Source organism: Streptomyces seoulensis, from assembly GCF_022846655.1.
Classification (GTDB): domain Bacteria; phylum Actinomycetota; class Actinomycetes; order Streptomycetales; family Streptomycetaceae; genus Streptomyces.
Genome location: NZ_AP025667.1, coordinates 1,031,818 through 1,056,940, shown reverse-complemented (window position 1 = coordinate 1,056,940; position 25,123 = coordinate 1,031,818). Strand labels below are relative to the sequence as shown.

19 protein-coding genes are annotated in these 25,123 nt (G+C 72.7%); 6 read left to right on the top strand and 13 right to left on the bottom strand.

The annotated features are described in order from the left end of the window. The first annotated feature begins 113 nt into the window (after positions 1-113). On the top strand, positions 114-524 hold the full coding sequence (locus tag HEK131_RS04870) for a rodlin (RefSeq protein WP_217465602.1): 411 nt from the start codon (positions 114-116) through the stop codon (positions 522-524). 225 nt (positions 525-749) lie between these two features. Beyond that, entirely contained in the window at positions 750-1,157 is a 408-nt protein-coding gene (locus tag HEK131_RS04865) for a rodlin (protein WP_131589631.1), read from the top strand. A gap of 68 nt (positions 1,158-1,225) precedes the next feature. Here the strand turns inward: HEK131_RS04865 and HEK131_RS04860 are convergent, their stop codons facing one another. The 12 genes from HEK131_RS04860 to iolC form a co-directional block, all read right to left on the bottom strand. After that, entirely contained in the window at positions 1,226-2,089 is an 864-nt protein-coding gene (locus HEK131_RS04860) for an ABC transporter permease (protein ID WP_244333797.1), read from the bottom strand. Next, positions 2,086-4,722: an alpha/beta fold hydrolase gene (locus tag HEK131_RS04855; protein ID WP_244333796.1), complete on the bottom strand. Its 2,637-nt coding sequence runs from the start codon at positions 4,720-4,722 to the stop codon at positions 2,086-2,088. The genes HEK131_RS04860 and HEK131_RS04855 overlap by 4 nt, the downstream gene beginning before the upstream one ends. A 118-nt stretch (positions 4,723-4,840) precedes the next feature. After that, positions 4,841-6,238, bottom strand: a complete 1,398-nt coding sequence (locus HEK131_RS04850) for an APC family permease (RefSeq protein ID WP_244333795.1) — start codon at positions 6,236-6,238, stop codon at positions 4,841-4,843. 306 nt (positions 6,239-6,544) lie between these two features. Further along, on the bottom strand, positions 6,545-9,469 hold the full coding sequence (locus HEK131_RS04845; protein WP_244333794.1) for a hypothetical protein: 2,925 nt from the start codon (positions 9,467-9,469) through the stop codon (positions 6,545-6,547). 2 nt (positions 9,470-9,471) lie between these two features. After that, positions 9,472-11,316 (bottom strand): HSP90 family protein, encoded by a 1,845-nt coding sequence (locus HEK131_RS04840; protein WP_244333793.1) that lies wholly within the window; start codon positions 11,314-11,316, stop codon positions 9,472-9,474. Positions 11,317-11,405: 89 nt separating this feature from the next. Further along, positions 11,406-12,383 carry a hypothetical protein gene (locus HEK131_RS04835; protein WP_244333792.1) on the bottom strand — a complete coding sequence of 326 codons (978 nt, stop codon included), beginning with the start codon at positions 12,381-12,383 and terminating at the stop codon, positions 11,406-11,408. Between the two features lie 126 nt (positions 12,384-12,509). Beyond that, positions 12,510-14,012, bottom strand: a complete 1,503-nt coding sequence (gene mmsA / locus HEK131_RS04830; protein ID WP_217465609.1) for a CoA-acylating methylmalonate-semialdehyde dehydrogenase — start codon at positions 14,010-14,012, stop codon at positions 12,510-12,512. A 16-nt stretch (positions 14,013-14,028) separates the two neighbouring features. Next, complete coding sequence (gene iolD, locus HEK131_RS04825) at positions 14,029-15,906, bottom strand: 3D-(3,5/4)-trihydroxycyclohexane-1,2-dione acylhydrolase (decyclizing) (protein WP_244333791.1); 1,878 nt, start codon at positions 15,904-15,906, stop codon at positions 14,029-14,031. After that, positions 15,903-16,715, bottom strand: coding sequence for a 5-deoxy-glucuronate isomerase (gene iolB, locus HEK131_RS04820; RefSeq protein ID WP_244333790.1), 813 nt, complete (start codon positions 16,713-16,715; stop codon positions 15,903-15,905). The genes iolD and iolB overlap by 4 nt, the downstream gene beginning before the upstream one ends. 8 nt (positions 16,716-16,723) lie before the next feature. Beyond that, positions 16,724-17,623: a Cgl0159 family (beta/alpha)8-fold protein gene (locus HEK131_RS04815; protein WP_244333789.1), complete on the bottom strand. Its 900-nt coding sequence runs from the start codon at positions 17,621-17,623 to the stop codon at positions 16,724-16,726. Next, positions 17,620-17,883, bottom strand: a complete 264-nt coding sequence (locus HEK131_RS04810; RefSeq protein ID WP_244333788.1) for a hypothetical protein — start codon at positions 17,881-17,883, stop codon at positions 17,620-17,622. The genes HEK131_RS04815 and HEK131_RS04810 overlap by 4 nt, the downstream gene beginning before the upstream one ends. Then, on the bottom strand, positions 17,880-18,830 hold the full coding sequence (gene iolC / locus HEK131_RS04805; protein WP_432215609.1) for a 5-dehydro-2-deoxygluconokinase: 951 nt from the start codon (positions 18,828-18,830) through the stop codon (positions 17,880-17,882). Before iolC ends, HEK131_RS04810 begins: the two co-directional genes overlap by 4 nt. 126 nt (positions 18,831-18,956) lie before the next feature. On the opposite strand from iolC, the gene HEK131_RS04800 reads away from it, so the two are divergent. From HEK131_RS04800 to HEK131_RS04785, 4 genes are all read left to right on the top strand, one after another. Then, positions 18,957-19,871: a sugar phosphate isomerase/epimerase family protein gene (locus HEK131_RS04800; RefSeq protein WP_244333787.1), complete on the top strand. Its 915-nt coding sequence runs from the start codon at positions 18,957-18,959 to the stop codon at positions 19,869-19,871. Positions 19,872-20,169: 298 nt separating this feature from the next. Continuing rightward, a complete protein-coding gene (locus tag HEK131_RS04795) occupies positions 20,170-20,370 on the top strand; it encodes a helix-turn-helix transcriptional regulator (protein ID WP_030816659.1) in 201 nt (66 codons plus the stop codon). Positions 20,371-20,602: 232 nt separating this feature from the next. Beyond that, the gene (locus HEK131_RS04790; RefSeq protein WP_217461810.1) at positions 20,603-20,842 is read left to right on the top strand and encodes a heavy-metal-associated domain-containing protein; all 240 of its coding nucleotides are present in this window, start codon (positions 20,603-20,605) and stop codon (positions 20,840-20,842) included. Between the two features lie 123 nt (positions 20,843-20,965). Then, the gene (locus HEK131_RS04785; protein WP_244333786.1) at positions 20,966-23,221 is read left to right on the top strand and encodes a heavy metal translocating P-type ATPase; all 2,256 of its coding nucleotides are present in this window, start codon (positions 20,966-20,968) and stop codon (positions 23,219-23,221) included. A gap of 542 nt (positions 23,222-23,763) precedes the next feature. Here HEK131_RS04785 and HEK131_RS04780 read toward each other — a convergent pair. Next, positions 23,764-25,053: a citrate synthase gene (locus HEK131_RS04780; RefSeq protein WP_161149461.1), complete on the bottom strand. Its 1,290-nt coding sequence runs from the start codon at positions 25,051-25,053 to the stop codon at positions 23,764-23,766. Positions 25,054-25,123: the final 70 nt, after the last annotated feature.

Here is a 25,123-nt window from a genome sequence, read left to right as displayed (position 1 = left end):
ATTTCCCGCGCGCCCCGTCGGCCGTTGGGGTGAACGGGAGCAACCCCGCGCCCGGCACGGCAGTTGAGCCGGTCACCCCCGATGGACGGGGTTTCTCCGGAAGGGAATCGCAAGTGATCAAGAAGGTTCTGGCCGCCGCCGCGGTCGCCGCGTCCGTCGCCGGTGTGTCCGCCGCCGCCGCGGCGCCGGCCCTGGCCATCGGCAACGACACCGGCACCACGTCGTTCAGCGGCAACGGCGCCTCCCAGGCGTTCGGCAACTCCGCCACCTACGGCAACATGAGCCCGCAGATGGCGCTCATCCAGGGCTCGCTGAACAAGCCCTGCATCGGCCTGCCCGCGAAGGTCAACGCGCAGTCCCTGGTGGGTCTGCTCAACGTCGGCGTGCAGGACATCCCGATCCTGTCCTCCCCGCAGAACCAGCAGTGCGTCGAGAACTCGACCCAGGCCAAGGGCGACGAGCCGCTGTCGCACATCCTGGACGACATCTCCGCGCTGTCCGGCAACGGCGCCGGCAACAACTGAGCCTTCGCACGCTCTCGGACCCCGCGAGGGGCCCGGCCCTCCGGGCCGCCGACACGATCGGCGGCCCGTCGGTGTTTCCGGGGCCGGACGAGACGAGGGGGGGCGTTTGTGCACTCATCGGACTGCGCTGCCCCGATAGGGTCAAAGACCGCAACCCCGGCGGCCCCTTCCCCGTTGACGATCACGCAGCTCCTCCCCGGAGTCCGCCTTTCGAAGGGAACCAACATGAAGAAGCTGTGGGCAACCGCGGCCGTCGCCGCCTCCGTCGCCGGTCTCGCGGGCGCGGCCGCCCCGCAGGCCCTGGCCATCGGTGACGACCACGGCACCACGTCGTTCAGCGGCAACGGCGCCTCGCAGTCGTTCGGCAACTCGGCCACCTACGGGAACATGAGCCCGCAGCTCGCCCTGGTCCAGGGTTCGCTGAACAAGCCCTGCATCGGCCTGCCGGCGAAGCTCAACGCCCAGTCCCTGGTGGCCCTGGTCAACGTCGGCATCCAGGACATCCCCGTCCTGTCCTCGCCGCAGAACCAGCAGTGCGTCGAGAACTCGACCCAGGCCAAGGGCGACGAGCCGCTGTCGCACATCCTGGACGACATCTCCGCGCTGTCCGGCAACGGTGCCGGCAACGGCTGATCGAGCCCTCCGCAGCGGCGGCCCACCGGTTCCGACCGGTGGGCCGCCGCCGTGTGTACGGGCGCTCGCTAGGACACGATGTCCTTGCGGGTGAAGGCGCGGAAGGCCAGGGCGAACAGGACCAGGGCGTAGGTGACCGAGACCGAGGCGCCCTGGGCCATGCCGGCCCACTCCGCGTGCGGCTGGAGGAGGTCCGCCCAGGCGAACTGCCAGTGCGCGGGGAGGAAGTCCCGCCAGTGGCCGAGGGCCGTCACCGCGTCCAGGACGTTGCCGACGATGGTCAGCCCGACCGCCCCGCCCACCGCGCCGAGCGGGGCGTCCGTACGGGTGGAGAGCCAGAACGCGAGCCCCGCGGTGACCAGTTGCGAGACGAAGAGGTACAGCACCACCACGGCCAGCCGTCCCACCGCCGTCCCCGCCTCCACCGCCCCGCCGGTCGGGACGAGCAGCGGACCCCAGCCGTACGCGGCCGTCCCCACCGCCAGCGCCACCACGGGCAGCAGGATCATCGCGGCCAGGCTCATCCCCAGCGCAACGACCAGCTTGGACCACAGCAGCCGGGCCCTCGGCACCGGCGCCGCCAGCAGATAGCGCAGCGAGGACCAGCCGGCCTCGGAGGCGACGGTGTCCCCGCAGAACAGGGCGACCGGGATCACCAGCAGGAAGCCCGCCGAGACGAACAGGCTGACGGCGGCGAAGTTGGCGCCGGACGCGGTGGCCGTGTCCATCAGGCTGATCCGGCGCCCCCGTCCGGCCGGGTCCCCGCCGACCGCGAACGCGGCCAGCAGGACCAGCGGCAGCGCGGCCAGGATCGCGCCCATGACGAGGGTGCGGCGCCGCCCGAGCTGGCGGACGAGTTCCACGCGTACGGGCAGGGTGCGGGAGGCGCGGTAGCCGGGAGCCGTCTCCGCGCTCTCGGTGAGCGTGCTCACGCGGAGCCTCCGATCAGGGTGAGGAAGGCGTCCTCCAGACGCCGGTGCGGACCGACCGAGACCACGGGCACCTCCAGCCGGACCAGGTCCACGACCAGTTCGCCCGCGCTGCCGCCGGGTCCGAGACGGATCAGCAGCCCGTCCTCGGCGCGTACGGCGGAGGCGACGCCGGGCAGCGCGGCCACCTTCTCCACCACCGGCTCGGCGACGGGGGTGCCGGTGCCGACGAGCAGGGTGTCGCCGGAGCCGACGATGTCCCGGACCGGGCCCGCCTCGACCAGCCGGCCCCGGTCCATGACGACCAGGTGGGTGCAGGACTGCTCGACCTCGGCCAGGAGGTGGCTGGAGACGATGACCGTGCGTCCGGCGGCCGCGTAGCGGATCAGCACCTCGCGCATCTCGCGGATCTGGGGCGGGTCGAGGCCGTTGGTGGGCTCGTCCAGGATCAGCAGGTCGGGCAGGCCCAGCATGGCCTGGGCGATGGCCAGGCGTTGGCGCATGCCCTGGGAGTAGGTGCGTACCGCGCGGGCCAGGGCGTCGCCGAGTCCGGCGATCTTCAGGGCCTCGTCCAGGTGGGCGTCCTCGGGCGGGCGGCCGGTGGCCCGCCAGTACAGCTCCAGGTTCTCCCGGCCGGTGAGGTGGGGCAGGAAGCCGGCGCCCTCCACGAAGGCGCCGACGCGGGAGAGGACGGGTGCGCCGGGGCGGATGGCGTGGCCGAAGACGCGGATCTCGCCGCCGTCGGGGCGGATCAGGCCCATCAGCATGCGCAGGGTGGTGGTCTTGCCCGCGCCGTTGGGGCCGAGCAGGCCGAGCACCTGGCCCTTCTCCACGCGGAAGGAGAGGTCGCGGACGGCGTACCGGTCGGCCGAGCGGGCGTAGCGCTTGCTCAAGTCGGTGATGACGAGCGGCACTTCGGCCAGCTCGGGATCGGGGGCCGGGGCGGTGGTGCGGCGGCGGGCGGTGAGGAGGAGGGCCAGGGCCGCGGCGGCGCCCGCGAGGGGCAGCCACCACACCCAGGCGGGCAGCGGGGTGGCCGCGGTGGTGACGGCGGGTGCCGTGGGCACGCTCAACGGGCCCTTGAGGGAGACCGTGTAGGTCGCCGGGGTGGTCGGGGAGGCGTAGCCGAGGTCGGTGGAGGCCAGGACCAGGCGGAGCCGGTGACCCTGCTGCACCTCGTGGTCGATGGGCGGGAGGGTGACCGTGACGTCCTTGCCGGACCTGGCACCGGTGATCCGCAGCGGGGTGACGAGCTGGCCGGGGAGCACCTGGCTGCCGCTGGGGCCGACGTCGTAGAGCTTGGCGAAGAGGACCGCGTCGTCGGTGGTCGCCTTGACGTGGACGCGGGCGGTCGGGGAGCCGGTGACGCGGAGGGCGGTGCGCTGGGGCCTCGCGTCGAACTTGGCGTACTGGCCGGGGAAGTCGAGGGAGACGCCGGTGCCGAGGGCGGAGAGCTGGGCGAGTCCGCCGAGGCCGCCGAGGCCGGGCAGGGCGGAGACGGAGGGCGGGCTGGCGCCGGCCGGGTTGGTGACGCGCTGCTCGCGGCCGCCGAGGGGGATCGTGCGCGGGTCGCCGCGCAGGCCGGGGTAGGTCTCGGCGGTGGCGCCCCGGCTGCGGGTGCTGCCGTCGGTGGAGTCGACGCCTCCGGTGCGGGTGATCCGGAAGGCGGGCCCGGTGCCGGTCGCCGTCTCGCCCTTGAGGTAGTGGTCGAACCAGTTCCGCATCCGCCCCTGGACCCGGTCGGTCTCCAGGTCTCCCCCGTCGTGGCCGCCCGCGATCCAGTCGACCTCGACGGGGGCGCCGTTGGCCCTGATCGCGCGCTCGGCGGCGTCGGACTGGGCGAGGGTGAACAGGGAGTCGGTCTGGCCCTGGAAGAGCAGGGTGGGGACCTTGATCCGGTCGGCCACGGCGGAGGGTGAGCGCCGCTGGAGGAGGGCGCGGGCGTCGGCGTCGGGGACGCCGGACTGGGCGACGCGCTGGTACATCCGGCACAGCGCGGGCTCGAACTGGGCGCAGCCGCCGCCGGAGTTGAAGAAGACGCCGGTCCACAGCTTCTTGAACACGCCGTTCGGGAACAGGGCGTCGGAGAGGTCCCAGTAGGTGACGGCGGGCGCGATGGCGTCCACGCGCGGGTCGTGTCCGGCCGCCAGCAGGGAGATCGCCCCGCCGTACGAGCCGCCCGCGATGCCCACGCGCGGGTCGCCGGGCTTGTCGAGGCGGACCTCGGGCCGGGTGGCCAGCCAGTCGATGAGCCGGGAGACGTCGGTGACCTCGTGCGCCGGGTCGTTGAGCCCGATCTTGCCGCCCGAGTGCCCGAACCCCCGTGCCGAGAAGGTGAGTACGGCGTATCCGTGACCGGCGAGGTCCTCCGCCTGGGCGCGCAGGTCGTCCTTGCTGCCGCCGAAGCCGTGGGCGAGCAGCACGGCGGGCCGGCGTCCGCCGCCCCCGGAGGTGAAGTAGGAGGTGTCCACCCGGGTGCCGTCGGCCATGGTCAGGACCCGGTCGCCGCGGTGGGCGCGGGGGGTGTCGGCGGCGGCCGCCGGCCAGACGCCGGTGAGGGCCAGCAGCACGGCGGCCCCCAGCGCGGCGGCCGCCCGCCGGGGCCTTGTCAGCGGCCGGGGCACTCGGAGATCCATGACCCAACGGTACGGGCCGCACCGGCCGCCGGGCGGTGCCGCCGGGCTGAACCCCCGCCCCTCCTTCGGGAGTACGGGCCCGGTCGGGTGTACTGCGGGCGCGGTAGCGGCAGTCGGGTCAGGCCCGGGTGTCCTCGGGGAGCGAGACCAGCCAGTGGGTGTCGCGGCGGGGCCGCAGGTACAGGGCCCAGTAGAGGGTGGCGACGGCGGTGATGCCGCCGGTCCACAGCAGGTAGGCGGGGTCCTGCTGGACGAGGACGTAGCCGAGGACGGCGATGAGCAGGACGGGCACGGCCGGCCACAGCGGCATCCGCCAGGCGGCGGTGTGCCGGTGGGTGTCGCGGCGGCCCAGCAGGGCGGCGATGGCGACGAGCAGGTACATGGCGGTGACGGAGACCCCGGTGACGCCGTAGAGGGTGTCCAGGTCGACGAAGCAGAGCAGCGCGCCGGGGACGCCGACGACGAGGGTGGCGACCCAGGGCGAGCCGAAGCGGCCGAGCCGGGACAGCAGGCCGTTGACCGGGGCGGGCCATGCCTTGTCGCGGGCGGAGGCGAACAGGACGCGGGAGTTCTGGATGACCATCACGATGCCCGCGTTGACGATGGCGAGGGCGACGCAGAGGCTGACGAAGGTGCCGACGGCCGTGTCGGACCAGGCGGTGACCATGGCACTGAGGTCGCCGCCGGTCAGCTCGGCCAGGTCGGTGGCGCCCAGGGTGATGGCGGCGACCGGCACCAGGATGATCACGGTGGAGATGGCGAGGGTGGCGAGCACGGTACGGGCCACGTCGCGGCGGGGGTGCTCCAGTTCCTCGGAGAGGTAGACGGCGGTCGAGAAGCCCTGGGTGACGAAGAGGGCGATGGCGAGGCCGGAGACGATCAGCGCGGCGGTGACAGGGTCGGTGCCGTGGGCTCCGGCCACCTCCATGGAGACCAGACTGCCGGGGCCCCGGTGGGCGTGGGAGAAGCCGAGCACGGCGACGACGGCCGCCGCGATCACCTCCAGGACCAGGAAGACGCCGGTGATCCAGGCGTTGGCGCGCAGGTCGAGCAGTCCGGCGAGGGTGGCGAGCAGCATGACGGCGGCGCCGGTGAGCGCGGGGTCCAGGTGGACGAGGGGGGCGAGGTAGTCGGCGGTGCCCATGGCGATGACGGGCGGCACGATCACGACGACCAGCAGTGACAGCACGAAGACCAGCCAGCCCGCGAGGCGTCCGGCGAGGGTGGAGACCATGGCGTACTCGCCGCCCGCGCTCGGGATGAGGGTGCCCAGCTCGGCGTAGCAGAAGGCCACGGCGATACAGAGCAGGGAGCCGATGGCGATGGTGAGGGCGGTCGCGGTGCCGAGGGTGCCGAAGAGGTCGGGGACGACCACGAAGAGGGTGGAGGCCGGCGTCACGCAGGAGAGGGTCAGCAGGGTGCCGCCGACGACGCCGATGGAACGCTTGAGCTTCTGCCTCCCGTCGCCGGTCTCTGCGGCGGTGGCGGGCTCGGCGGGACGGAGCGTGTCGGTCATGCGGCGGTCCGATCGACTCGTGCGGTGAGGACTCGGGCGGGAGCGGTATCGCCTCCGGCGGCTCGCTGTGTGTCGTACGTCTCGCTCCCGGCGCTGCATGGAACACCGACGAAAACCATCACGTCAATGGCTGTTCACCTACGAAATCCGCAGCTCTGGCGACCTGTTGGCGACCGAAACAGCATCATCTCGCAAGCGCCCGCGCCGTTGTCGGCCGTACGGGAACCGCAGGCCCGTGGCCGAAAAAAGCCGGGCCCGAGGACGGCGGGGAGCTGTCCTCGGGCCCGGTCGGGTGGTGGTTCCCTGTTACGTGCGCCTGGCCAGCCGGTCCTCCAGCTTCGCCAATTCCCCGGTCTCCTCGGTGTGTCCGGCGGCGGTCAGGAGGGTGATCGCCGCGGTGAGGCGGGCGCGGGCGTCGTGGCGGCGCTCCTGGTGGAGACCCTCCACGGCGGCCGCGAACCGGACGCACTCGGCCCACTCGGCGGCGCTCCCCGACTCGGGCCCCGGCTCTCCGAGCAGGGCGAGGGCCTTCTCCAGGGCGGTCACCGCGTCCTCGTACTGGCGGGCATAGGCGTTGACCCGGCCGTACTCATAGGCCAGGGCGGTGTCCAGGGAGCGGCCTCGGGCCTGATGACCTGCGGCGCGGGCCTCGTCGGCGATCCGGCCCGCGTCGGCGAGCAGGGCGAGGGCGTCGGCCAGTCCTTCGGGGCCCTGCCGCTCGGCCTGGAGGCGGGCGAGTTCGCGCAGAGCACCGCTGAGCCGGTCGTAGCGCGGGGCACGGGAGTGAGCGGCGAGCGCCTGGTCCACGGCCTCGCGGGCCCGGGGGAATTCGCCCGACTCGGCGAGGAGTACGGCCGTCTCGGCGGCGATCATGGCGTGACTGCCCGGGTCGTCGTCCCAGGCCGCCGACTCGGCGGCGAGCGCGGCGAACTCCGCCATGGCGGCCCCCAGGTCGTCCGCCGCGTGGAACGCGCGAGCGCGGGCCAGGCGGAGCTGCGCCACCAGCCGGTCGTCCACCTCCCCGCGGACGACGTCCGGTTCGGCGAGGAGGGAGTCGAACAGGGCGATGCAGTCCTCCTCGCGGCCGAGGTCCAGGCTGAGGTGGGCCACGTCGGTGTAGGCGCAGAACGCGTCCACGCGGTTGCCGTCGCGGAGATCCAGCTCGGCCGAGCGGGTCATGTGCCGCAGTGCCTCGTCCGGCTCGCCGAGGCCCAGGTACGCCTGCGCCAGATCGGCGTGGAGACGGGCGGTGCCGGAGTGACGGGCGGGCTGTTCGGCGGCCAGGCGCAGAGCCTCGGTCAGGCTCTCGTGGGCCGCCCGGGCGTCCCGGAGTCCGAGGTGGACACGGCCGTGGAGCCCGAGGGTGCGGGGCAGGTGCCAGTCGGGCCCGTGCGCCCTGAGCCGGTCGACGAGGGCGTCGAGTTCGGTGACCGCGCCGGGCAGGTCCCCGGAGAGGGCGTGGGTGCTAGCCCGCATCATCAGGGCGCCGGAGATCTGGCCGGCGAGGTCGTGCCGGGTGGCGAACGCGTGCAGCAGATCCACCTCGGCGAGGACCGGCGCACCGTGCTCCTCGTTCCGCGACGCCTGCAACCGCAGGGCGAGCGCGGTCACCCGCAGACGCAGCATCCGGGCCTCCTGGTATGGCGCCAGGCCGGGTGTCTCCTCCTGCAGGCGGACGATCGCCGCGTGGGCGGCGGTCAGCGCGGTGGTCCTCGCCTCGGTCCCTTCGACGGCGCCCTCCGGGGTGAGCTGGGCCCGGGCGAGCAGGACGCGGGCACGGGCGACCGCCGCGGCAGCCGGTTCCCCGGCCTCGTCGTACAGGGCGGCGGCCTCCTCCTGGAGGGCCGCGGCGGCCTCGAACCGGTTCTTCTCGCCCGCCTGCTCCGCCTCGTCGGTCAGCAGGTCGGCGCGAAGCCGGGCGAGCGGGCCCACGGCGGGGTCGTCGGGATGGGCGTAGCCGGGGGCGGCGACGAGGGCGCGCAGCCGCGCCCAGTGGGCCGCGTCGTCCGGGTGCCCCTCCCGCTCCAGCTCCCGCGCCCGCAGGATGAGCGCGGGCAGCGACTCGGCGAGGTCCGCCGCGGGTACGGCGACGGGCGCGGCCGGGGCCACGTCGTCGAGGGTGCGGGTGCGCAGGGTGAGTTCGAGCTTCTCCAGGAGCGGGGCGCGGTCGAGGCGGGCGCGGCGGCGGTCGGTGTGGGCGGTGGTGCCGTTACGGGCGTCGAAGCGGGCGGCGAGGTCGTCGGCGCGGTCGCGCACCTCGGCGCGCAGGGCGGTGACCGTCCAGGCGCGGCCGGGTGGTCCCGCGGCGGGCAGCCCGCCGTGGCCGATGGCCTCGACGCGTCGGAGGAGGACTTCGACGCCGGTGAGGAAGTCGTACTGGTCCAGCGGGGAGTGCACCTCCTCGAACAGGTTCCGGTTCTCGGCGAGGAGTTCCAGGCCGCGCGCCTCGTTGCCGGTGAGTGCGCAGAACTCCAGGTGCCGGCCGACCTCGCCGGACATCGAGGGGTTGCGGCGGCAGGCGCGGTACCCGGAGAGGTGCAGCTCGCGGGCCCGGTCGGCGCGGCCGGTGCGCACCAGGGGCAGCAGCGCGTACGAGACGGAGCGGGCCGGTTCCTCCTGGCAGGACTCCTTGCCGGCCAGGACGGGCTCCCAGATGTCCAGCGCCCGCTCATCGTCGTCCGCCGCGAGGTGGTGGCGGGCCCGCTCGCAGATCTCGCACGCCTCGCAGTCGCTGAGCGGGGTGCGGGTGCGGCTCGCCCAGAGTTCGTAGGCGAGGTCGGTGCCCTCACCGGTGTGGGCGGCGAACTGGAAGGACTGCCCGTAATAGGGCTGGAGGCCGAGGTCGGCCTTCTCGTACCGCTCCCGCATCTCGGTCAGCCACTGGCGCAGGGCGGTCAGCGGGACCTCGGGGATCGCGCGCAGGGCGTTCCCCACCCACTTGAACCGCCAGAACAGCGAGTGGCGCAGTGAGGCGTCGAAGACGTCGGGCTGCTCGTCGAAGAGGGCGAGGATGCGGGCGAAGACGACGGGCGACTTCCGGGGCTCCGCGCCGTAGGCGTACGCCTCCTGGAGGTCCATGAGGGTTACGGCGAGCAGCTTGGGGTCGCCGAACTGCTCGGCAGCCTCGGCCAGTTCTTCGGCGGCGACGGTGCGGGTGCGGCCGTAGGGGCGCCCGTCGTTCTCGCGGAGAGCCTGGTACAGCTCGTCGGTGGTCCGGGGTGCGGTCGGCATCGTCAGCTGTCCTTGCGCAGGGCGTGGGCGAGAAGGTCGAGGAAGGAGCGGTTGATCAGGCTCGACTCGGCCGGCCTGAGCGGCCGCCGGGACAGCATCGCCGCCTGCCCGTAGAGGGCTTCGGCGCTGGTGCGGGCGAGTTCGGGTTCGTCGATGGTGACGGCGGTGCGGACCAGCGGGTTGAGCTGGTTGAGGATGAGCTGGGCGCGCGGGGCCTCCTGGCGCAGGTGGCCGAGGATGTCGCCCCACAGGCCGCCCTCCTGCTCTCGGGCGAGTTGGGAGCGGGTGCGCTCGTGCCGTGCCTCCCGGCTGTCCACCAATAGGGCGGGGGCGGAGGCGGGCTGGAAGGTGCGCAGCGCCACGTCGCAGTCGAAGACGGCGAGGGCGTCGCGGGCCAGGGCGAGGAAGGCCGCGGCGGCCAGCTCCGTCTCACGTTCGACGGTGTCCAGGTGGGCGGTGAGCGTGGCCGGATCGAGGTCGGCCACCGTGACCTCGGTCCTGATCTCGGGCAGCCGGTGAACCAGTTCGCGGTCGTAGGTGTAGCCGCCGTTGACAACGCCGAGCCCGGCGGCCGAGGCGATCGCGGCGACCTGCCGGAACTCCTCCACGCTGGAGGTGACGAGCACGCTGCGGTGGGCGCGCGCGAATTCGTCCAGGGTGGCGTGCCCGTCGGTGGTCTCGAACGGCAGCCAGGGCAGCAGCATCCGCAGGATCTCGTCGTCGTGCACCGCGAGCGACTTCACCGCCAGGTGGTGGACCTGGAGGAAGCGGCCGAGCAGGTCGGGGTCGCTGGCGGCGGTCTTCGCGAGCCATGCGCGCAGCCGCTCGGCGAGGGCGTCACGGACGGCGGCGAGGGTGTCGTCCTCGTACAGCGCCTCGCGGGACGCCGTCGGGCGCAGGCTCTCGGCGTCGACCACGCAGCGGACGAAGAACGCCCACTCGGGCAGGATCTCCTCGGCCTGCTCGGACAGCAGCATGCCCTTGACGTGTACGCGGTGGCCGTGACGGCGCCCGGCGGGAACCGTGTCCGGCAGGACGCACGCGATGCCCCTCAGTCCGACGGCCGGCAGGTCCAGCTCGATGGTGTCCAGCGGGGTGAACCCGAGGATCTCCTCGCCGTACGCGGCCAGCGCCCGGGACCGGGCCCCGGGCGTGGGGTGGGTACGGGTCCAGGGCGCGGGCTCGGGGTTCACGGGCGCCGGGCCGGAACTGCCGTCGTCGAAGGTCACCGGGTGGCGCAACAGAGAGCCGAAGTGGCGGGCCAGTGAGCGCACTTGGGCCGGGGCGGTCCACTCGGCCGCGTCGGCACGCGGGGTCAGCGTGACGGTGGTGCCGGGGCGGGGACGGGCGGAGGCAGGCAGGGTGCGGACGGTGTAGCTGCCGTCGCCCCGGCCCCGCCACTCCACGGCGGGGGCGCCGGGGGTGCGGGCGGACCGGCTCAGCACGTGGATCTCGTCCGCGACCAGGAAGCAGGAGAGCAGACCGATGCCGAACTGGCCGATGAAGTCGCCGCGCTGCTCGGCTATGCGGTCCGCGCGCTTGCTGCTGCGGCCGATCGTGGCGAGGAAGGTGTGCACATCGGCCGCGGTGAGACCGACACCGTCGTCCTCGACGCGTACGAAGGAGCCGTCGGCGTACAGCCGGATGCCGAAGTCGCCCTGGGAAGCGGCGGGTTCATGTGCGTACCGGGCGGTCAGGGCGTCCACCGCGTTCTGCAGGAGTTCCCGCAGGTAGACGCGGGGGCTGGAGTAGAGGTGATGGGAGAGGAGGTCGACGAGGCCGCGCAGGTCCACCTGGAAGGTGCGGTCGGCGCCGGCCGGAGCCATGGAGGTGTCGGGCAGAGTCATCACGGAGTCCGGGGTGTGGTCGTCGGGGGGGGCGACATCTGAACGTGGGTGCGCGCGGAACGGAGGCGAGGGGAGAGGGGCCGACGCTCTCAGGCCCGGCTCCGGTAGCAGGCGTACAGCTTCTCGGGATGGTTCACGTACCGCCACGGCCACCGGGTGTACGCCCGGCGCAGCTCGTAGTAGACGCGGGGGGCGACGATGCTCTCGCCGGACACCGACAGAGCCATGGCGAAGACGTTGAAGTCCTCCTGCCAGCCCAGGCGCCGCTCGTAGGCCGGGTGGAGGATGCTGTGCTTGGCCGCGTCCCGCAGTTCGGTCTGGATGTGCCGGTCGTCGAGGCAGTCGCCGCGGTCCGACTCCACCCAGTCCTCGAGGTGCGCCAGGGCCAGTACGCAGCCGAGACGATGGCCCTCCGGCGCGCTGTGGAACGCCTCGCGCGCGAACGCCAGGGCCTGGCCGGGCTTTCCGTGCCATCGCGGCTGCCGGAACGTCACCCACTCGTAATGGGTCTCCAGGTCCAGCGGGTCGCGTCGCAGGGCGGCGTCGCGCCGGGCCCGGTTGACGTCGTCGCCGAGCGACATGCCGCGGCCGGACTTCAGCAGGGGGCGCCACGGGGTGATCCACTCGGGGCGCAGCTCGGCGGCCTCCAGGAGGTGTTCCTCGGCGATGCGCAGCCGCTCGTGGAAGACCTGCCACTGTGCCGGTGAGACGTGTTGGGCCTCATACCTGGTGCGCGCCTCCCAGCCCCAGACGACGTGCCGCGCCCCGGAGATCAGCAGGGCCGTCGCGCGATGTTCCCCGCCCTCCTCGACGGCCCGGCCGATCCAGTCCTGCACCCCGGCCACCTCGGCCAGTTCGTCCAGGAGCTGGTGGTCACGGCCGAGGCCGAAGGGGGTCAGCGCCTCCTTGACCGCTCCCCAGTCCCCCGCCTCGGCCGCCCGCAGCAGGGTCCGCACCCGGGTGTCGCCGAGCGCCTCCAGCCGGTAGACGCCGAATCTGCGGGGGGCCGGCAGGACGTACGGGTCCGCCTCCGGTCTCTTCCCACCCCTGGTCAGCCTGCCGAACATGCCGCGCCCTCCCCTGGCCCCGGTGATCTTGGGGGGCAGCATAAGCGGCACCACCGACACCACTGCCACAGGGTTTTCGGCGGCCGGCCCCGGAAAGAGCGGGTCCGGCCGCCGGACGGCGTCGGCTCAGTGGTTGCGCGGGAATCCCAGGTCGACGCCCGCGGGGGCGTCGGCCGGGTCGGGCCAGCGGGTGGTGACGACCTTGCCGCGGGTGTAGAAGTGCGTGCCGTCGTTGCCGTAGATGTGGTGGTCGCCGAAGAGAGAGTCCTTCCAGCCACCGAAGGAGTGGTAGCCGACGGGGACCGGGATGGGGACGTTGACGCCGACCATGCCCGCCTCGATCTCGAGCTGGAAGCGCCGGGCGGCGCCGCCGTCGCGGGTGAAGATCGCGGTGCCGTTGCCGAAGGGCGAGGCGTTGATGAGGGCGACACCGTCCTCGTAGGTGTCGACGCGGAGCACGGACAGCACCGGGCCGAAGATCTCGTCCTGGTACGCCTTCGCGCCGGTCGGCACCTTGTCGAGCAGGGAGATGCCGATCCAGTGGCCGTTCTCGTGGCCCTCGACGGTGTATCCGGTGCCGTCGAGCACGACCTCGGCGCCCTCGGCGGCGGCGCCCGAGACGTACGACGCGACCTTGTCGCGGTGGGCCTTGGTGATCAGCGGGCCCATCTCGGCGGTGGGGTCCGTGCCGGGGCCGATCTTGATCTTCTCGGCGCGCTCGCGGATCTTCTGCACCAGCTCGTCGCCGACGGCACCCACCGCCACCACCGCCGAGATGGCCATGCAGCGCTCGCCCGCCGAGCCGTAGGCGGCGGACACGGCGGCGTCGGCGGCGGCGTCCAGGTCGGCGTCGGGCAGGACCAGCATGTGGTTCTTGGCACCGCCGAGGGCCTGCACCCGCTTGCCGTTGGCGGAAGCGGTGGTGTGGATGTAGCGGGCGATCGGGGTGGAGCCGACGAAGGACACCGCCTTCACGTCCGGGTGCTCCAGCAGCCGGTCCACGGCCACCTTGTCGCCGTGCACGACGTTGAACACACCGTCCGGCAGCCCGGCCTCGGCCAGCAGCTCGGCGAGCCGGACGGCGGCCGACGGGTCCTTCTCCGACGGCTTCAGCACGAAGGTGTTGCCGCACGCGATGGCCAGCGGGAACATCCACATCGGCACCATCGCCGGGAAGTTGAACGGGGTGATGCCCGCGACCACACCGAGCGGCTGCCGGATCGCGGCCACGTCGACGTTGGTGGCGACCTGGGTCGACAGCTCGCCCTTGAGCTGGACGCTGATCCCGCAGGCCAGGTCGACGATCTCCAGGCCGCGCGCGACCTCGCCGAGCGCGTCGGAGTGCACCTTGCCGTGCTCGGCGGTGATCAGCGCGGCGATCTCGTCGCGGTGCTCGTCCAGCAGCGCGCGGAACTTGAAGAGGATCGAGGTGCGCTGGGCCAGCGAGGACTGTCCCCAGGTGGCGAAGGCGTCCTTGGCGGCGGCGACCGCCGCGTCCACCTCCTCGACGGCGGCGAAGGCGACCTTGGTGGTGACCTCACCGGTCGCCGGGTCGGTGACCGGCCCGTACGTGCCCGACGCGCCCTCGGCGGTCTTGCCGCCGATCCAGTGGTTGACGATCTTCGTCATGTCCTCGGACTCCTTGTCACAGATGGCGGCGGCGGGCCGGCAGGTGCCGTTCGTACAGCTCGCGTGCCTCGACCGCGGACGGCCTGGTCGCGGTCTCGGCCACAGGAACATCCCACCAGGCCGCGGCGGGAGGCGCGCCCGACACACTGTCGGCCGTTTCGGTCTCCACGTAGACACAAGTGGGAGTGTCGGCGGCGCGTGCCTCGGCGAGGGCTTCCCGCAGCTCGGCCACGGTCCGTGCGCGCAGCACCCGCATGCCGAGGCTGGCCGCGTTGGCGGCGAGGTCGACGGGGAGCGGCGGCCCGGTGAAGGTGCCGTCGGCGGCGGTGTACCGGTAGGCGGTGCCGAAGCGCTCGGCGCCGACCGACTCCGACAGCCCTCCGATGGACGCGTACCCGTGGTTCTGGATCAGCACCATCTTGACCGCCACGCCCTCCTGCACGGCGGTGACGATCTCGGTCGGCATCATCAGGTACGTGCCGTCGCCGACCAGCGCCCAGACGTTCCGCTCGGGCGCGGCGAGCTTCACGCCGAGGGCAGCCGGGATCTCGTAGCCCATGCAGGAGTAGCCGTACTCCAGGTGGTACTGGTCTCGGGCGCGGGTCCGCCAGAGTTTGTGCAGGTCGCCGGGGAGGGAGCCGGCCGCGTTGACGATGATGTCGCTGGCGTCCACCAGGGCGTCGAGCGCGCCGATCACCTGGGTCTGGGTCGGGATCGCGTCGGGGTCGTCGGCGGCGAAGCAGGCGTCGACGCGCGCCTCCCAGTCCGCCTTGGTCGCCCTGTAGCTCGCGAGGTACGCGTCCGGCACCCGGTACCCGTGCATCGCCAGCGCCTCGGTCAGCTCGCCCAGGCCGCTGCGGGCGTCGGCCACCAGCGGGAGCCCGGCCATCTTGTGGCCGTCGAAGGGAGCGATGTTGAGGTTGAGGAAGCGCACGCCGGGGTCGGCGAAGAGGGTGCCGGAGGCGGTGGTGAAGTCGGTGTACCGGGTGCCGATCCCGATCACCAGGTCAGCGCCGCGGGCGAGTACGTCGGCGGTGTCGGTGCCGGTGTGGCCGATGCCGCCCACGTCCTGGGGGTGGTCATGCACCAGCGATCCCTTGCCCGCCTGGGTGGAGGCGACCGGGATGCCGGTGGCGGCGGCGAACTCCGCGAGCGCTTCCTCGGCGCGGCTGTGGTGGACCCCGCCGCCCGCGACGACGAGGGGACGGCGGGCCGACCTGATCACCCGTACCGCTTCGGCGAGTTCGGTGGGGTCGGCGCCCGGACGGCGTACGGTCCAGACCCGGTCGGCGAAGAACTCCTCGGGCCAGTCGTACGCCTCCGCCTGCACGTCCTGCGGGAGGGCGAGGGTGACGGCGCCGGTGTCCACCGGGTCGGTGAGCACCCGCATGGCGGCGAGCGCGCTCGGGATCAGCACCTCGGGGCGGGTGATCCGGTCGAAGTACCGGGAGACCGGGCGCAGGGTGTCGTTGACCGACACGTCGCCCGCGTAGGGGAGTTCGAGCTGCTGGAGGACGGGGTCGGCGGGGCGGCCGGCGAAGACGTCGCCGGGGAGCAGCAGGACGGGAAGGTGGTTGATGGTGGCGAGGGCGGCGCCGGTGACCAGGTTGGTGGCGCCGGGGCCGATGGAGGTGGTGACCGCGTGGGTGGAGAGGCGGCCCGACTGGCGGGCGTGGCCGACGGCCGCGTGCACCATCGCCTGCTCGTTGCGGCCCTGGTGGAACGGCATCAAGTCCCGGTGTTCCACGAGTGCTTGGCCGATTCCGGCGACGTTGCCGTGCCCGAAGACGCCCCAGGTGGCCCCGATGAGCCGCTGCCGGGCGCCGTCGCGTTCGGTGTACTGGGCGGCGAGGAAGCGGACGAGCGCCTGCGCGACCGTGAGCCTGGTGGTCACCGATAACCCCCTGCGTGGTCCGGGTGGAAACTGATCCGCCACTCACGGCCGGCGCCGGGTCCGGCCATCACGTTCAGGTAGTACATGGCGTGGCCGGGCTGGGCGATCGACGGGCCGTGCCAGCCGTCGGGGACGAGCACCGCGTCACCCGTGCGGACCTCCGCGAGCAGGTCGGCACCGCCCGTGCGGGAGGGGAAGACGCGCTGGTAGCCGAAGCCGCCGTCCTCGATCTCGAAGTAGTAGATCTCCTCCAGCTCGGACTCCTCGCCCGGCCGGTGCTCGTCGTGCTTGTGCGGCGGGTACGACGACCAGTTGCCGCCGGGGGTGATGACCTCCACGGCGATGAGCTGGTCGCACTCGAAGGCGTCGGCAGCGGCGAAGTTGCGTACCTGGCGGGCGCAGTCGCCGCTGCCGCGCTCTTCGACGGGGACCTCCGGCGCGGGGCCGTAGCGGGCGGGGAGTCGTCGCTCGCACTTCGCTCCTGCCAGGGCGAAGCGGCCTCCCGCGCCGGAGGCGATCTGGACCCGGCTGTCGCGGGGGGCGTACGCGAAGTCGGAGACTGCCGCGAACACGTTCTCCCGGCCCCGGATATGAAACTCGTTCTCGTCAATTTGTACGGTACATGCACCCTGGAGCGGGAGCACGATCCATTCGCCGTCACCGGTGTCGAAGGTATGGGTGCCGCCCGGTTCCAGCTCCACGACGCGCAGGCGGGTGTGCGACCAGCCCTCCTGACCTGGCCCGATGTCGAGCGCGTACGGGCCGCTTCCGGCAGAGCCGTGCGGAAGGTGGAGTCGGGTGCTGGTCATGCGGGCCCTCACAGCAGTCCTGCGGCGGTGTCCACGGCGGCGGCCACGTCGCCGTCCGCCGGGTACAGCAGTGTGCGGCCGACCACCAGGCCGCGCACGGTGGGGAGTCGGAGCGCGCCGCGCCATTTCTCGTAGGCGGCCGTCTGCTCCTGGGGGGAGCCGCCCGCCTCGCCGCCGAGCAGGACGGCGGGCAGGGTGGTGGTCGCCATGACCTCGGCCATGTCGTCCGGGTTCTCGGTGACGGGCACCTTCAGCCAGGTGTAGGCGGAGGTGCCGCCGAGGCCGGAGGCGATGGCGAGCGAGGTGGTGACGGCCCCGGCGGACAGATCGTTGCGCAGCCGCCCGTCCGGGCCGCGTCCGCTGAGGAACGGCTCGACGAACACCGGGAGTCGGCGCTCCGCCATGGCGTCGACCGCGCGGGCGGCGGCCTCCAGGGTGGTCAGCGAGCCGGGGTCGGTGTGGTCGATGCGCAGCAGCAGCTTGCCGGCGTCGAAACGGCGGCGCTGGATGTCCTCGGGGCGGTGTCCGGTGAAGCGGTCGTCGAGTTCGAAGCGGGCGCCCTGGAGCCCGCCCCGGTTCATGGAGCCGAGGACGACCTTGCCGTCCAGGGCGCCGAGCAGCAGCAGGTCGTCGAGGATGTCGGCGGTGGCCAGCACCCCGTCGACGCCGGGCCGGGACAGCGCCAGGCACAGCCGGTCCAGCAGGTCGGCGCGGTTGGCCATGGCGAAGGGCCGGCCGCCCGCGCCGAGCGCACCGCGGGCCGGATGGTCGGCGGCGACGATCAGCAGCCGCTCGCTCGGCCCGAGCAGCGGGCGCCTCGTCCGGCGGGCGGCCGCCTCGGCGATCGCCTCGGGGTGCCGGGTGCGCAGGTGGACGAGCGCGGCGACGTCGACCTGGGCGGTGCTCATCGCACCGCTCCGGCGGCGGCCTCGGCGGGGCGGGCTCCGGAAGCGCTCCGAGCCCCGCGGACGGCACGGGCTCCGGCGACGGCACGGGCTCCGGCGGCGGCCCGCGCCTCGGTGGTGACGCGCGCCCCGGTGGTGGCCCACGCCCCGGCGGCGGTCCGCGCCCCGGCAGCCCGCACCCCGGCGGTCAGCGCCCCGGCGGCGGCGCCTCGCCCCGAGGGAACCCCCACGGCGGCCTCCGCGCCCGCCCGGACCGGGCTCATCGCACCGCTCCGGCGGTCAGCGCGGCCGATACCTCGTCCGGGGTCGGCATCGCCGACGAGCACTCCAGGCGCGAGGCCACGATGGCCCCGGCGGAGTTGGCGTGCCGCATGACCGTCTCCAGATCCCAACCCGCCAGCAGCCCGTGGCACAGCGAGCCGCCGAACGCGTCGCCCGCGCCGAGGCCGTTGAGGACGGTGACGGGCAGCGGGGGCACCTCCGCGCTCTCGCCGTCGCGGTGGACGGCGAGGACGCCCTTGGGGCCCTGTTTGACCACGGCCAGCTCCACCCCGGCGGCCAGCAGCGCACGGGCGGCGGCGTGCGGTTCGCGGGTGCCGGTGGCGATCTCCACCTCGTCCAGGTTGCCGACGGCGACGGTGGCGTGCCGCAGGGCCTCGGCGTAGAAGGGGCGGGCCGCGCCGGGGTCCTCCCAGAACATGGGCCGCCAGTCGAGGTCGAAGACGGTGGTGCCGGACCTGGCCCGGTGGGCGAGGGCGTCGAGGGTGGCACCGCGGCTCGGCTCCTCGCTCAGGCCGGTGCCGGTGACCCAGAAGACGCGGGCCGCGCGGATGGCGTCGAGGTCGAGTTCGCCGGGGTGGATCTGGAGGTCGGGGGCCTTGGGCAGCCGGTAGAAGTACAGCGGGAAGTCGTCCGGCGGGAAGACCTCGCAGAAGGTGACCGGCGTGGGCAGGCCGGGGACCGGGGTGACCCAGCGGTCGTCGACGCCGAAGCCGCGCAGGGCCTCGTGGAGGTAGGTGCCGAATGGATCGTCACCGGTACGGGTGATCACGGCGGTGCCGAGACCGAGCCGGGCCGCGGCGACGGCGACGTTGGTGGCGGAGCCGCCGAGGAACTTGCCGAAGGAGGACACCTGGGCGAGCGGGACGCCGGTCTGGAGGGGGTAGAGGTCCACCCCGATGCGTCCCATGGTGATCAGGTCGTACGCCATCGACTCCCCTTCGTCAGGACTCTCCCCCGGCTTTCTAGTCCGGTCCGGTGAGCCCTGTCAACGTTTTGTCCAGACATTCGGACCAGCTCTTGACACCCTCTCCGGGCGGCCCGCACGCTGGCCGCCATGACGTCGATGCCGTCCTCCCCGCTGTCCCGCGTCCGCGTCGGGTCGGCGCCCGACTCCTGGGGCGTCTGGTTCCCGGACGACCCCCGGCAGGTCCCCTGGCGGCGCTTCCTCGACGAGGTGGCCGAGTCCGGCTACGAGTGGATCGAACTGGGCCCCTACGGCTATCTGCCGACCGACCCCGGGGCGCTCGCCGAGGAGACGGCCCGGCGCGGCCTGAAGGTGTCGGCGGGGACCGTCTTCACCGGGCTGCACCACGGACCGGCGGTGTGGGAGAAGACCTGGGAGCACGTCTCCGCCGTCGCCGCGCTGACCCGGGCGGTGGGCGCCCGCCATCTCGTCGTCATCCCCTCCTTCTGGCGGGACGACAAGTCCGGCGAGGTGCTGGAGCCGTCCGAGCTGACCCCGGCCCAGTGGCGCGACCTGACCGCGCAGACCGAACGGCTGGGCCACGAGGTGCGCGAGCGCTACGGCCTGACGATCGTCGTCCACCCGCACGCCGACACCCACATCGACACCGAGGCCAACGTCACCCGCTTCCTCGACGCCACCGACCCCGCCCTGGTCTCCCTCTGCCTGGACACCGGCCACTACGCCTACTGCGGCGGCGACAGCGTGGAGCTGATCGAGACCTACGGCGAGCGGATCGGCTACCTCCACCTCAAGCAGGTGGACCCCGCGGTCCTGGCCGAGGTGCGCGCCGAGGGCACGCCGTTCGGGCCGGCGGTCGCGCGGGGCGTGATGTGCGAACCCCCCGCCGGGGTACCCGCCCTGGGCCCGGTGCTGGACGCGGCGGCGAAGCTGGACACCGACCTGTTCGCCATCGTCGAGCAGGACATGTACCCGTGCGATCCGGGCGCCCCGCTGCCGATCGCGCGGCGCACCCGGGCGTTCCTGCGGTCCTGCGGAGCCTGACCTCCGCTCCGTTCCACCCGATGTGACGTTTCTGCGGAGCGGCCGGGACCGCTCGGGTCAACCTGCCACGCCCGGCGTGCGCCGGCTTCTTCCGCTGCGGTCATGTCACGAAAACCCCGTTCCTGTCACATATGTCGCGCCTACGCGGGTTCTCGGTCACACCCGGCCCACAAGCACAGGCCCGCGCTCACTCTGCGTCGTTGACCGGGCACAGGCTTGGTGATCACCAGCACAGCGCCGGGCTCCCCCGACGGCCGTCCCCCGGCCGCCGCCGCGGCGCGCGCAGGAGGTGCGACTCATGACCGACCGCAGGCTCTGGTCCTACAAGGAGATCGCGGCACACATCCGGGTGCAGCCGGACACCGTTCGGTCGTACCGCAAACACGGCCTGCTGCCACCGCCCGACCTCGTGGAGAGCGGCAAGCCCTACTGGTACGCCGACACCGTGCGCGCCTGGGTCGCCTCCCGGCCCGGCAACCGGGGCCGCAGGGACGGCTGACCCGCACACCACCCGGCTCCGGACGCCCGCAGACCTCCCCCAGGGGCGGCCTGCGGGCGTTCGTCACGCTGCGACAAAGCGGGCGTGTACATAGGGTTCTGGAGTATCCACCCCTCACTCGACTCCTCCTTGGGGAATACCCCCTAGGGGTATAGTGTTCGAAGAGTGAGGGTCCCCGAGGACCCCTAGGGCATCAACCGCCCCCCACCGCCTGTCCGACGAGGAGAACGACATGAGCGCCCAGACCGACACCCCCGGCTCCGTCACCGCCGTCTACCAGGTGAGCGGCATGAGCTGCGGCCACTGCGAGGGCTCCGTCTCCGGCGAGATCTCCCAGCTCCCCGGCGTCACCTCGGTGAAGGCCGTCGCCTCCAGCGGTGAGGTCACCGTCGTCTCCGAGTCCCCGCTCGACGAGGAGGCCGTGCGCGCCGCCGTCGACGAGGCGGGCTTCGAGCTGGCCGGCCGGGCCTGAGCACCACCGCGGGCGAACGGCCGCGCGCCCTCGCGCGGCCCACGAGAACCTTCCCCGACCGGGCCGTACCGACCAGCTCATACTGGATTCCGTAAGGTCCGGTCCGATGTCTGGAGTCCGGGCATGACCAGCACCACCGCAGAGACAGGGCGTACGGCCCCCGCGGAGGCCGGCAACCGGGTCGAGCTGCTCATCGGCGGCATGACCTGCGCATCCTGCGCCGCACGCGTGGAGAAGAAGCTCAACCGCGTGGACGGCGTGAGCGCCACCGTGAACTACGCGACGGAGAAGGCGAAGGTCAGCTTCGGCGACGGCGTCCGCGTCGCGGACCTGATCGCGGTCGTCGAGAAGACCGGGTACACCGCCGAGGAACCCCCGCCGCCCGAGCCGGAACCGGCCGCCGGGGCCCCCGAGCCGACCGAGCCCGACCCCGAACTCGCCGCGCTCCGGCAGCGCCTGCTCGTCTCCGCCCTGCTCGCCGCGCCCGTCATCCTGATGGCCATGGTCCCGGCGTTCCAGTTCGACAACTGGCAGTGGCTCTCGCTCACCCTCGCCGCGCCCGTCGTCGTCTGGGGCGGGTGGCCCTTCCACCGGGCCGCCTGGACCAACCTGCGGCACGGCGCGGCCACCATGGACACCCTCGTCTCGGTCGGCACGCTGGCCGCCTTCGGCTGGTCGCTGTGGGCGCTCTTCTTCGGCCACGCGGGCATGACCGGCATGCGGCACGCCTTCCGGTTCACCGTCTCGCGCACCGAGGGCACCTCCGTCATCTACCTGGAGGTGGCCGCCGGTGTCATCGCGCTGATCCTGCTCGGCCGCTATCTGGAGGCCCGCTCCAAGCGCCGTGCCGGGGCCGCGCTGCGGGCGCTGATGGAACTGGGCGCCAAGGACGTGACCGTACTGCGGGACGGGCGCGAGACCCGGGTGCCGGTGGGCTCGCTCGCCGTGGGCGACCGGTTCGTGGTCCGGCCCGGCGAGAAGATCGCCACCGACGGCACGGTCGTCGAGGGCGTCTCCGCCGTGGACGCCTCCATGCTGACCGGCGAGTCCGTCCCCGTCGACGTCTCCCCGGGCGACCGCGTCACCGGCGCCACCGTGAACGCGGGCGGCCGGCTGGTCGTGGAGGCCACCCGCGTCGGCGCCGACACCCAGTTGGCCCGGATGGCCCGGCTGGTGGAGGACGCGCAGAACGGCAAGGCCGAGGTGCAGCGCCTGGCCGACCGGATCTCCGCAGTGTTCGTGCCCGTCGTCATCCTCATCGCGCTCGGCACGTTCGGCGTCTGGCTCGGCGTCACCGGGGACACGGTCGCCGCGTTCACCGCCGCCGTCGCCGTGCTGATCATCGCCTGCCCCTGCGCCCTGGGCCTCGCCACGCCGACCGCGCTGATGGTCGGCACCGGCCGGGGCGCCCAGCTCGGCATCCTCATCAAGGGTCCCGAGGTGCTGGAGTCCACCCGCCGCGTCGACACCGTCGTCCTCGACAAGACCGGCACCGTCACCACCGGCCGGATGACCCTCCAGGAGGTGTACACCGCCCCCGGCGAGGACGAGAAGGAGGTGCTGCGCCTCGTCGGCGCCCTGGAGCACGCCTCCGAGCACCCGGTGGCCCGCGCGATCGCCGCCGGCGCCGAGGAGCGGGTCGGCACGCTGCCCCCGGCCGAGCACTTCGAGAACGTCCCCGGCCGGGGCGTGCGCGGCCGTGTGGACGGCCGCGAGGTGACCGCCGGACGGCTCTACGACACCCTGCCCGAGGAACTGGCCGCCGCCCGCTCCAGGGCCGAACAGGAGGGCCGTACGGCCGTCGTGGCCGGCTGGGACGGCGAGCCGCGTGCCGTGCTCGCCGTGGCGGACGCGGTCAAGGAGACCAGCGCCGAGGCGGTACGGGAGCTGCGCGCGCTGGGCCTGACGCCCGTGCTGCTGACCGGGGACAACCGCACAGTCGCCGAGGCGGTCGCGCGCGAGGTCGGCATCGACGAGGTCATCGCCGAGGTGCTGCCCGAGGACAAGGTGGACGTGGTCCGCAGGCTGCGGAGCGAGGGACGGACCGTCGCCATGGTCGGGGACGGGGTGAACGACGCGGCCGCGCTGGCCACCGCCGACCTCGGACTCGCCATGGGCACCGGTACGGACGCGGCCATCGAGGCCGGCGACCTGACCCTGGTCCGCGGCGACCTGCGGGTGGCCGCCGACGCCATCCGGCTCTCCCGGCGCACCCTCGCCACCATCAAGGGCAATCTGGTGTGGGCTTTCGGCTACAACGTCGCCGCCCTGCCGCTGGCCGCGGCCGGACTGCTGAACCCGATGATCGCGGGAGCGGCGATGGCCTTCTCCTCGGTGTTCGTGGTCACCAACAGCCTCAGGCTGCGGCGGTTCCACTGACATCGGCCGAGGAGAAGTAAGAGTCCCCCTAGAGTCCGGCGCGCACCTCACATAAGCTCTTCACAAGGCTCGCGCATCTTCCTTACGCTTGGGTCCCGATCGCCGTATCGGGGCTCTTGCGCACCTATGGGACGTATGCAAGAGACGCAAGTCACAGTGACGCGAACGTAACCATCGAAGGGGTTCGAAGGTCTAAGTTGGCGGTGTCAGTCCAGCGTCTTGGGGGGCGCCGGCTGGCATCTGGAGTCGTCTTGGGGGACTTCTCCAGAGATGCGTTGCCGGGGCACGTACACCGGGAAGCTTTGAGCGGCCCTCCCAGCGTGCGCTGTCCCGGCAGACCGCAAACGTTTTACGTCACTGGAGCATGACGGGTCCGCCCGTCCTGCTCAGGCAGCGAAATTCAGGCGCTGCCCTCCGAGCGCCCGGCCCGGATCCCGTGGGGGGAATCCGCACCGGGGCATGGGAAGGCGCCCTGGACGTCGGCCCGTGGGGGGACCGACGCCAGGGCGCCTTCCGCTTTTCGGCTCTTGGCCTTAGCGCTCCTAGCGCTCCTCGACCGGCACGAAGTCGCGCTCGACGACACCCGTGTAGATCTGGCGCGGGCGGCCGATGCGGGAACCCGGCTCCTTGATCATCTCGGTCCACTGGGCGATCCAGCCCGGCAGGCGGCCGAGGGCGAACAGGACCGTGAACATCTCGGTCGGGAAGCCCATGGCCCGGTAGATCAGACCGGTGTAGAAGTCGACGTTGGGGTAGAGGTTGCGCGAGACGAAGTAGTCGTCGGAGAGCGCGTGCTCCTCCAGCTTCAGCGCGATGTCCAGCAGCTCGTCGGACTTGCCGAGCGCGGAGAGGACGTCGTGCGCGGCGGCCTTGATGATCTTGGCGCGCGGGTCGAAGGACTTGTACACCCGGTGGCCGAAGCCCATCAGGCGGACGCCGTCCTCCTTGTTCTTCACCTTGCGGATGAAGGAGTCGACGTCGCCGCCGTTGGCCTGGATGCCCTCCAGCATCTCCAGCACCGACTGGTTGGCGCCGCCGTGCAGCGGGCCCCACAGCGCGTTGATGCCGGCGGAGATCGAGGCGAACATGTTGGCCTGCGAGGAGCCGACCAGACGGACCGTGGAGGTCGAGCAGTTCTGCTCGTGGTCCGCGTGCAGGATCAGCAGCTTGTCCAGCGCGGAGACCACGACCGGGTCGAGGTCGTACTCCTGCGCCGGCACCGAGAACGTCATGCGCAGGAAGTTCTCGACGTAGCCGAGGTCGTTGCGCGGGTAGACGAACGGGTGGCCGATCGACTTCTTGTACGCGTACGCCGCGATCGTCGGAAGCTTCGCGAGCAGGCGGATCGTGGAGAGGTCGCGCTGCTTCTCGTCGAACGGGTTGTGGCTGTCCTGGTAGAAGGTGGACAGCGCCGAGACGACCGACGACAGCATGGCCATCGGGTGGGCGTCGCGCGGGAAGCCCCGGTAGAAGTTCTTGACGTCCTCGTGCAGCAGGGTGTGCCGCGTGATGTCGTTCTTGAACGTCGCCAGCTCGTCGACGGTCGGCAGCTCACCGTTGATGAGCAGGTACGCCACCTCGAGGAAGGTGGAGCGCTCGGCGAGCTGCTCGATCGGGTAGCCGCGGTAGCGGAGGATGCCCGCCTCGCCGTCGAGGTAGGTGACGGCGGATTTGTAGGCGGCCGTGTTGCCATAGCCGCTGTCCAGGGTCACCAGACCGGTCTGGGCGCGGAGCTTCCCGATGTCGAAGCCCTTGTCACCAACGGTGCTGTCGACCACCGGATAGGTGTACTCGCCGTCGCCGACCCGCAGTACTACAGAGTTGTCGCTCACGTCTTCCCTCACCGACTTAGTGCCTCATCTTCGAGGTGCCCTGACTGTCTCTACCATCCCCCATTTGGCT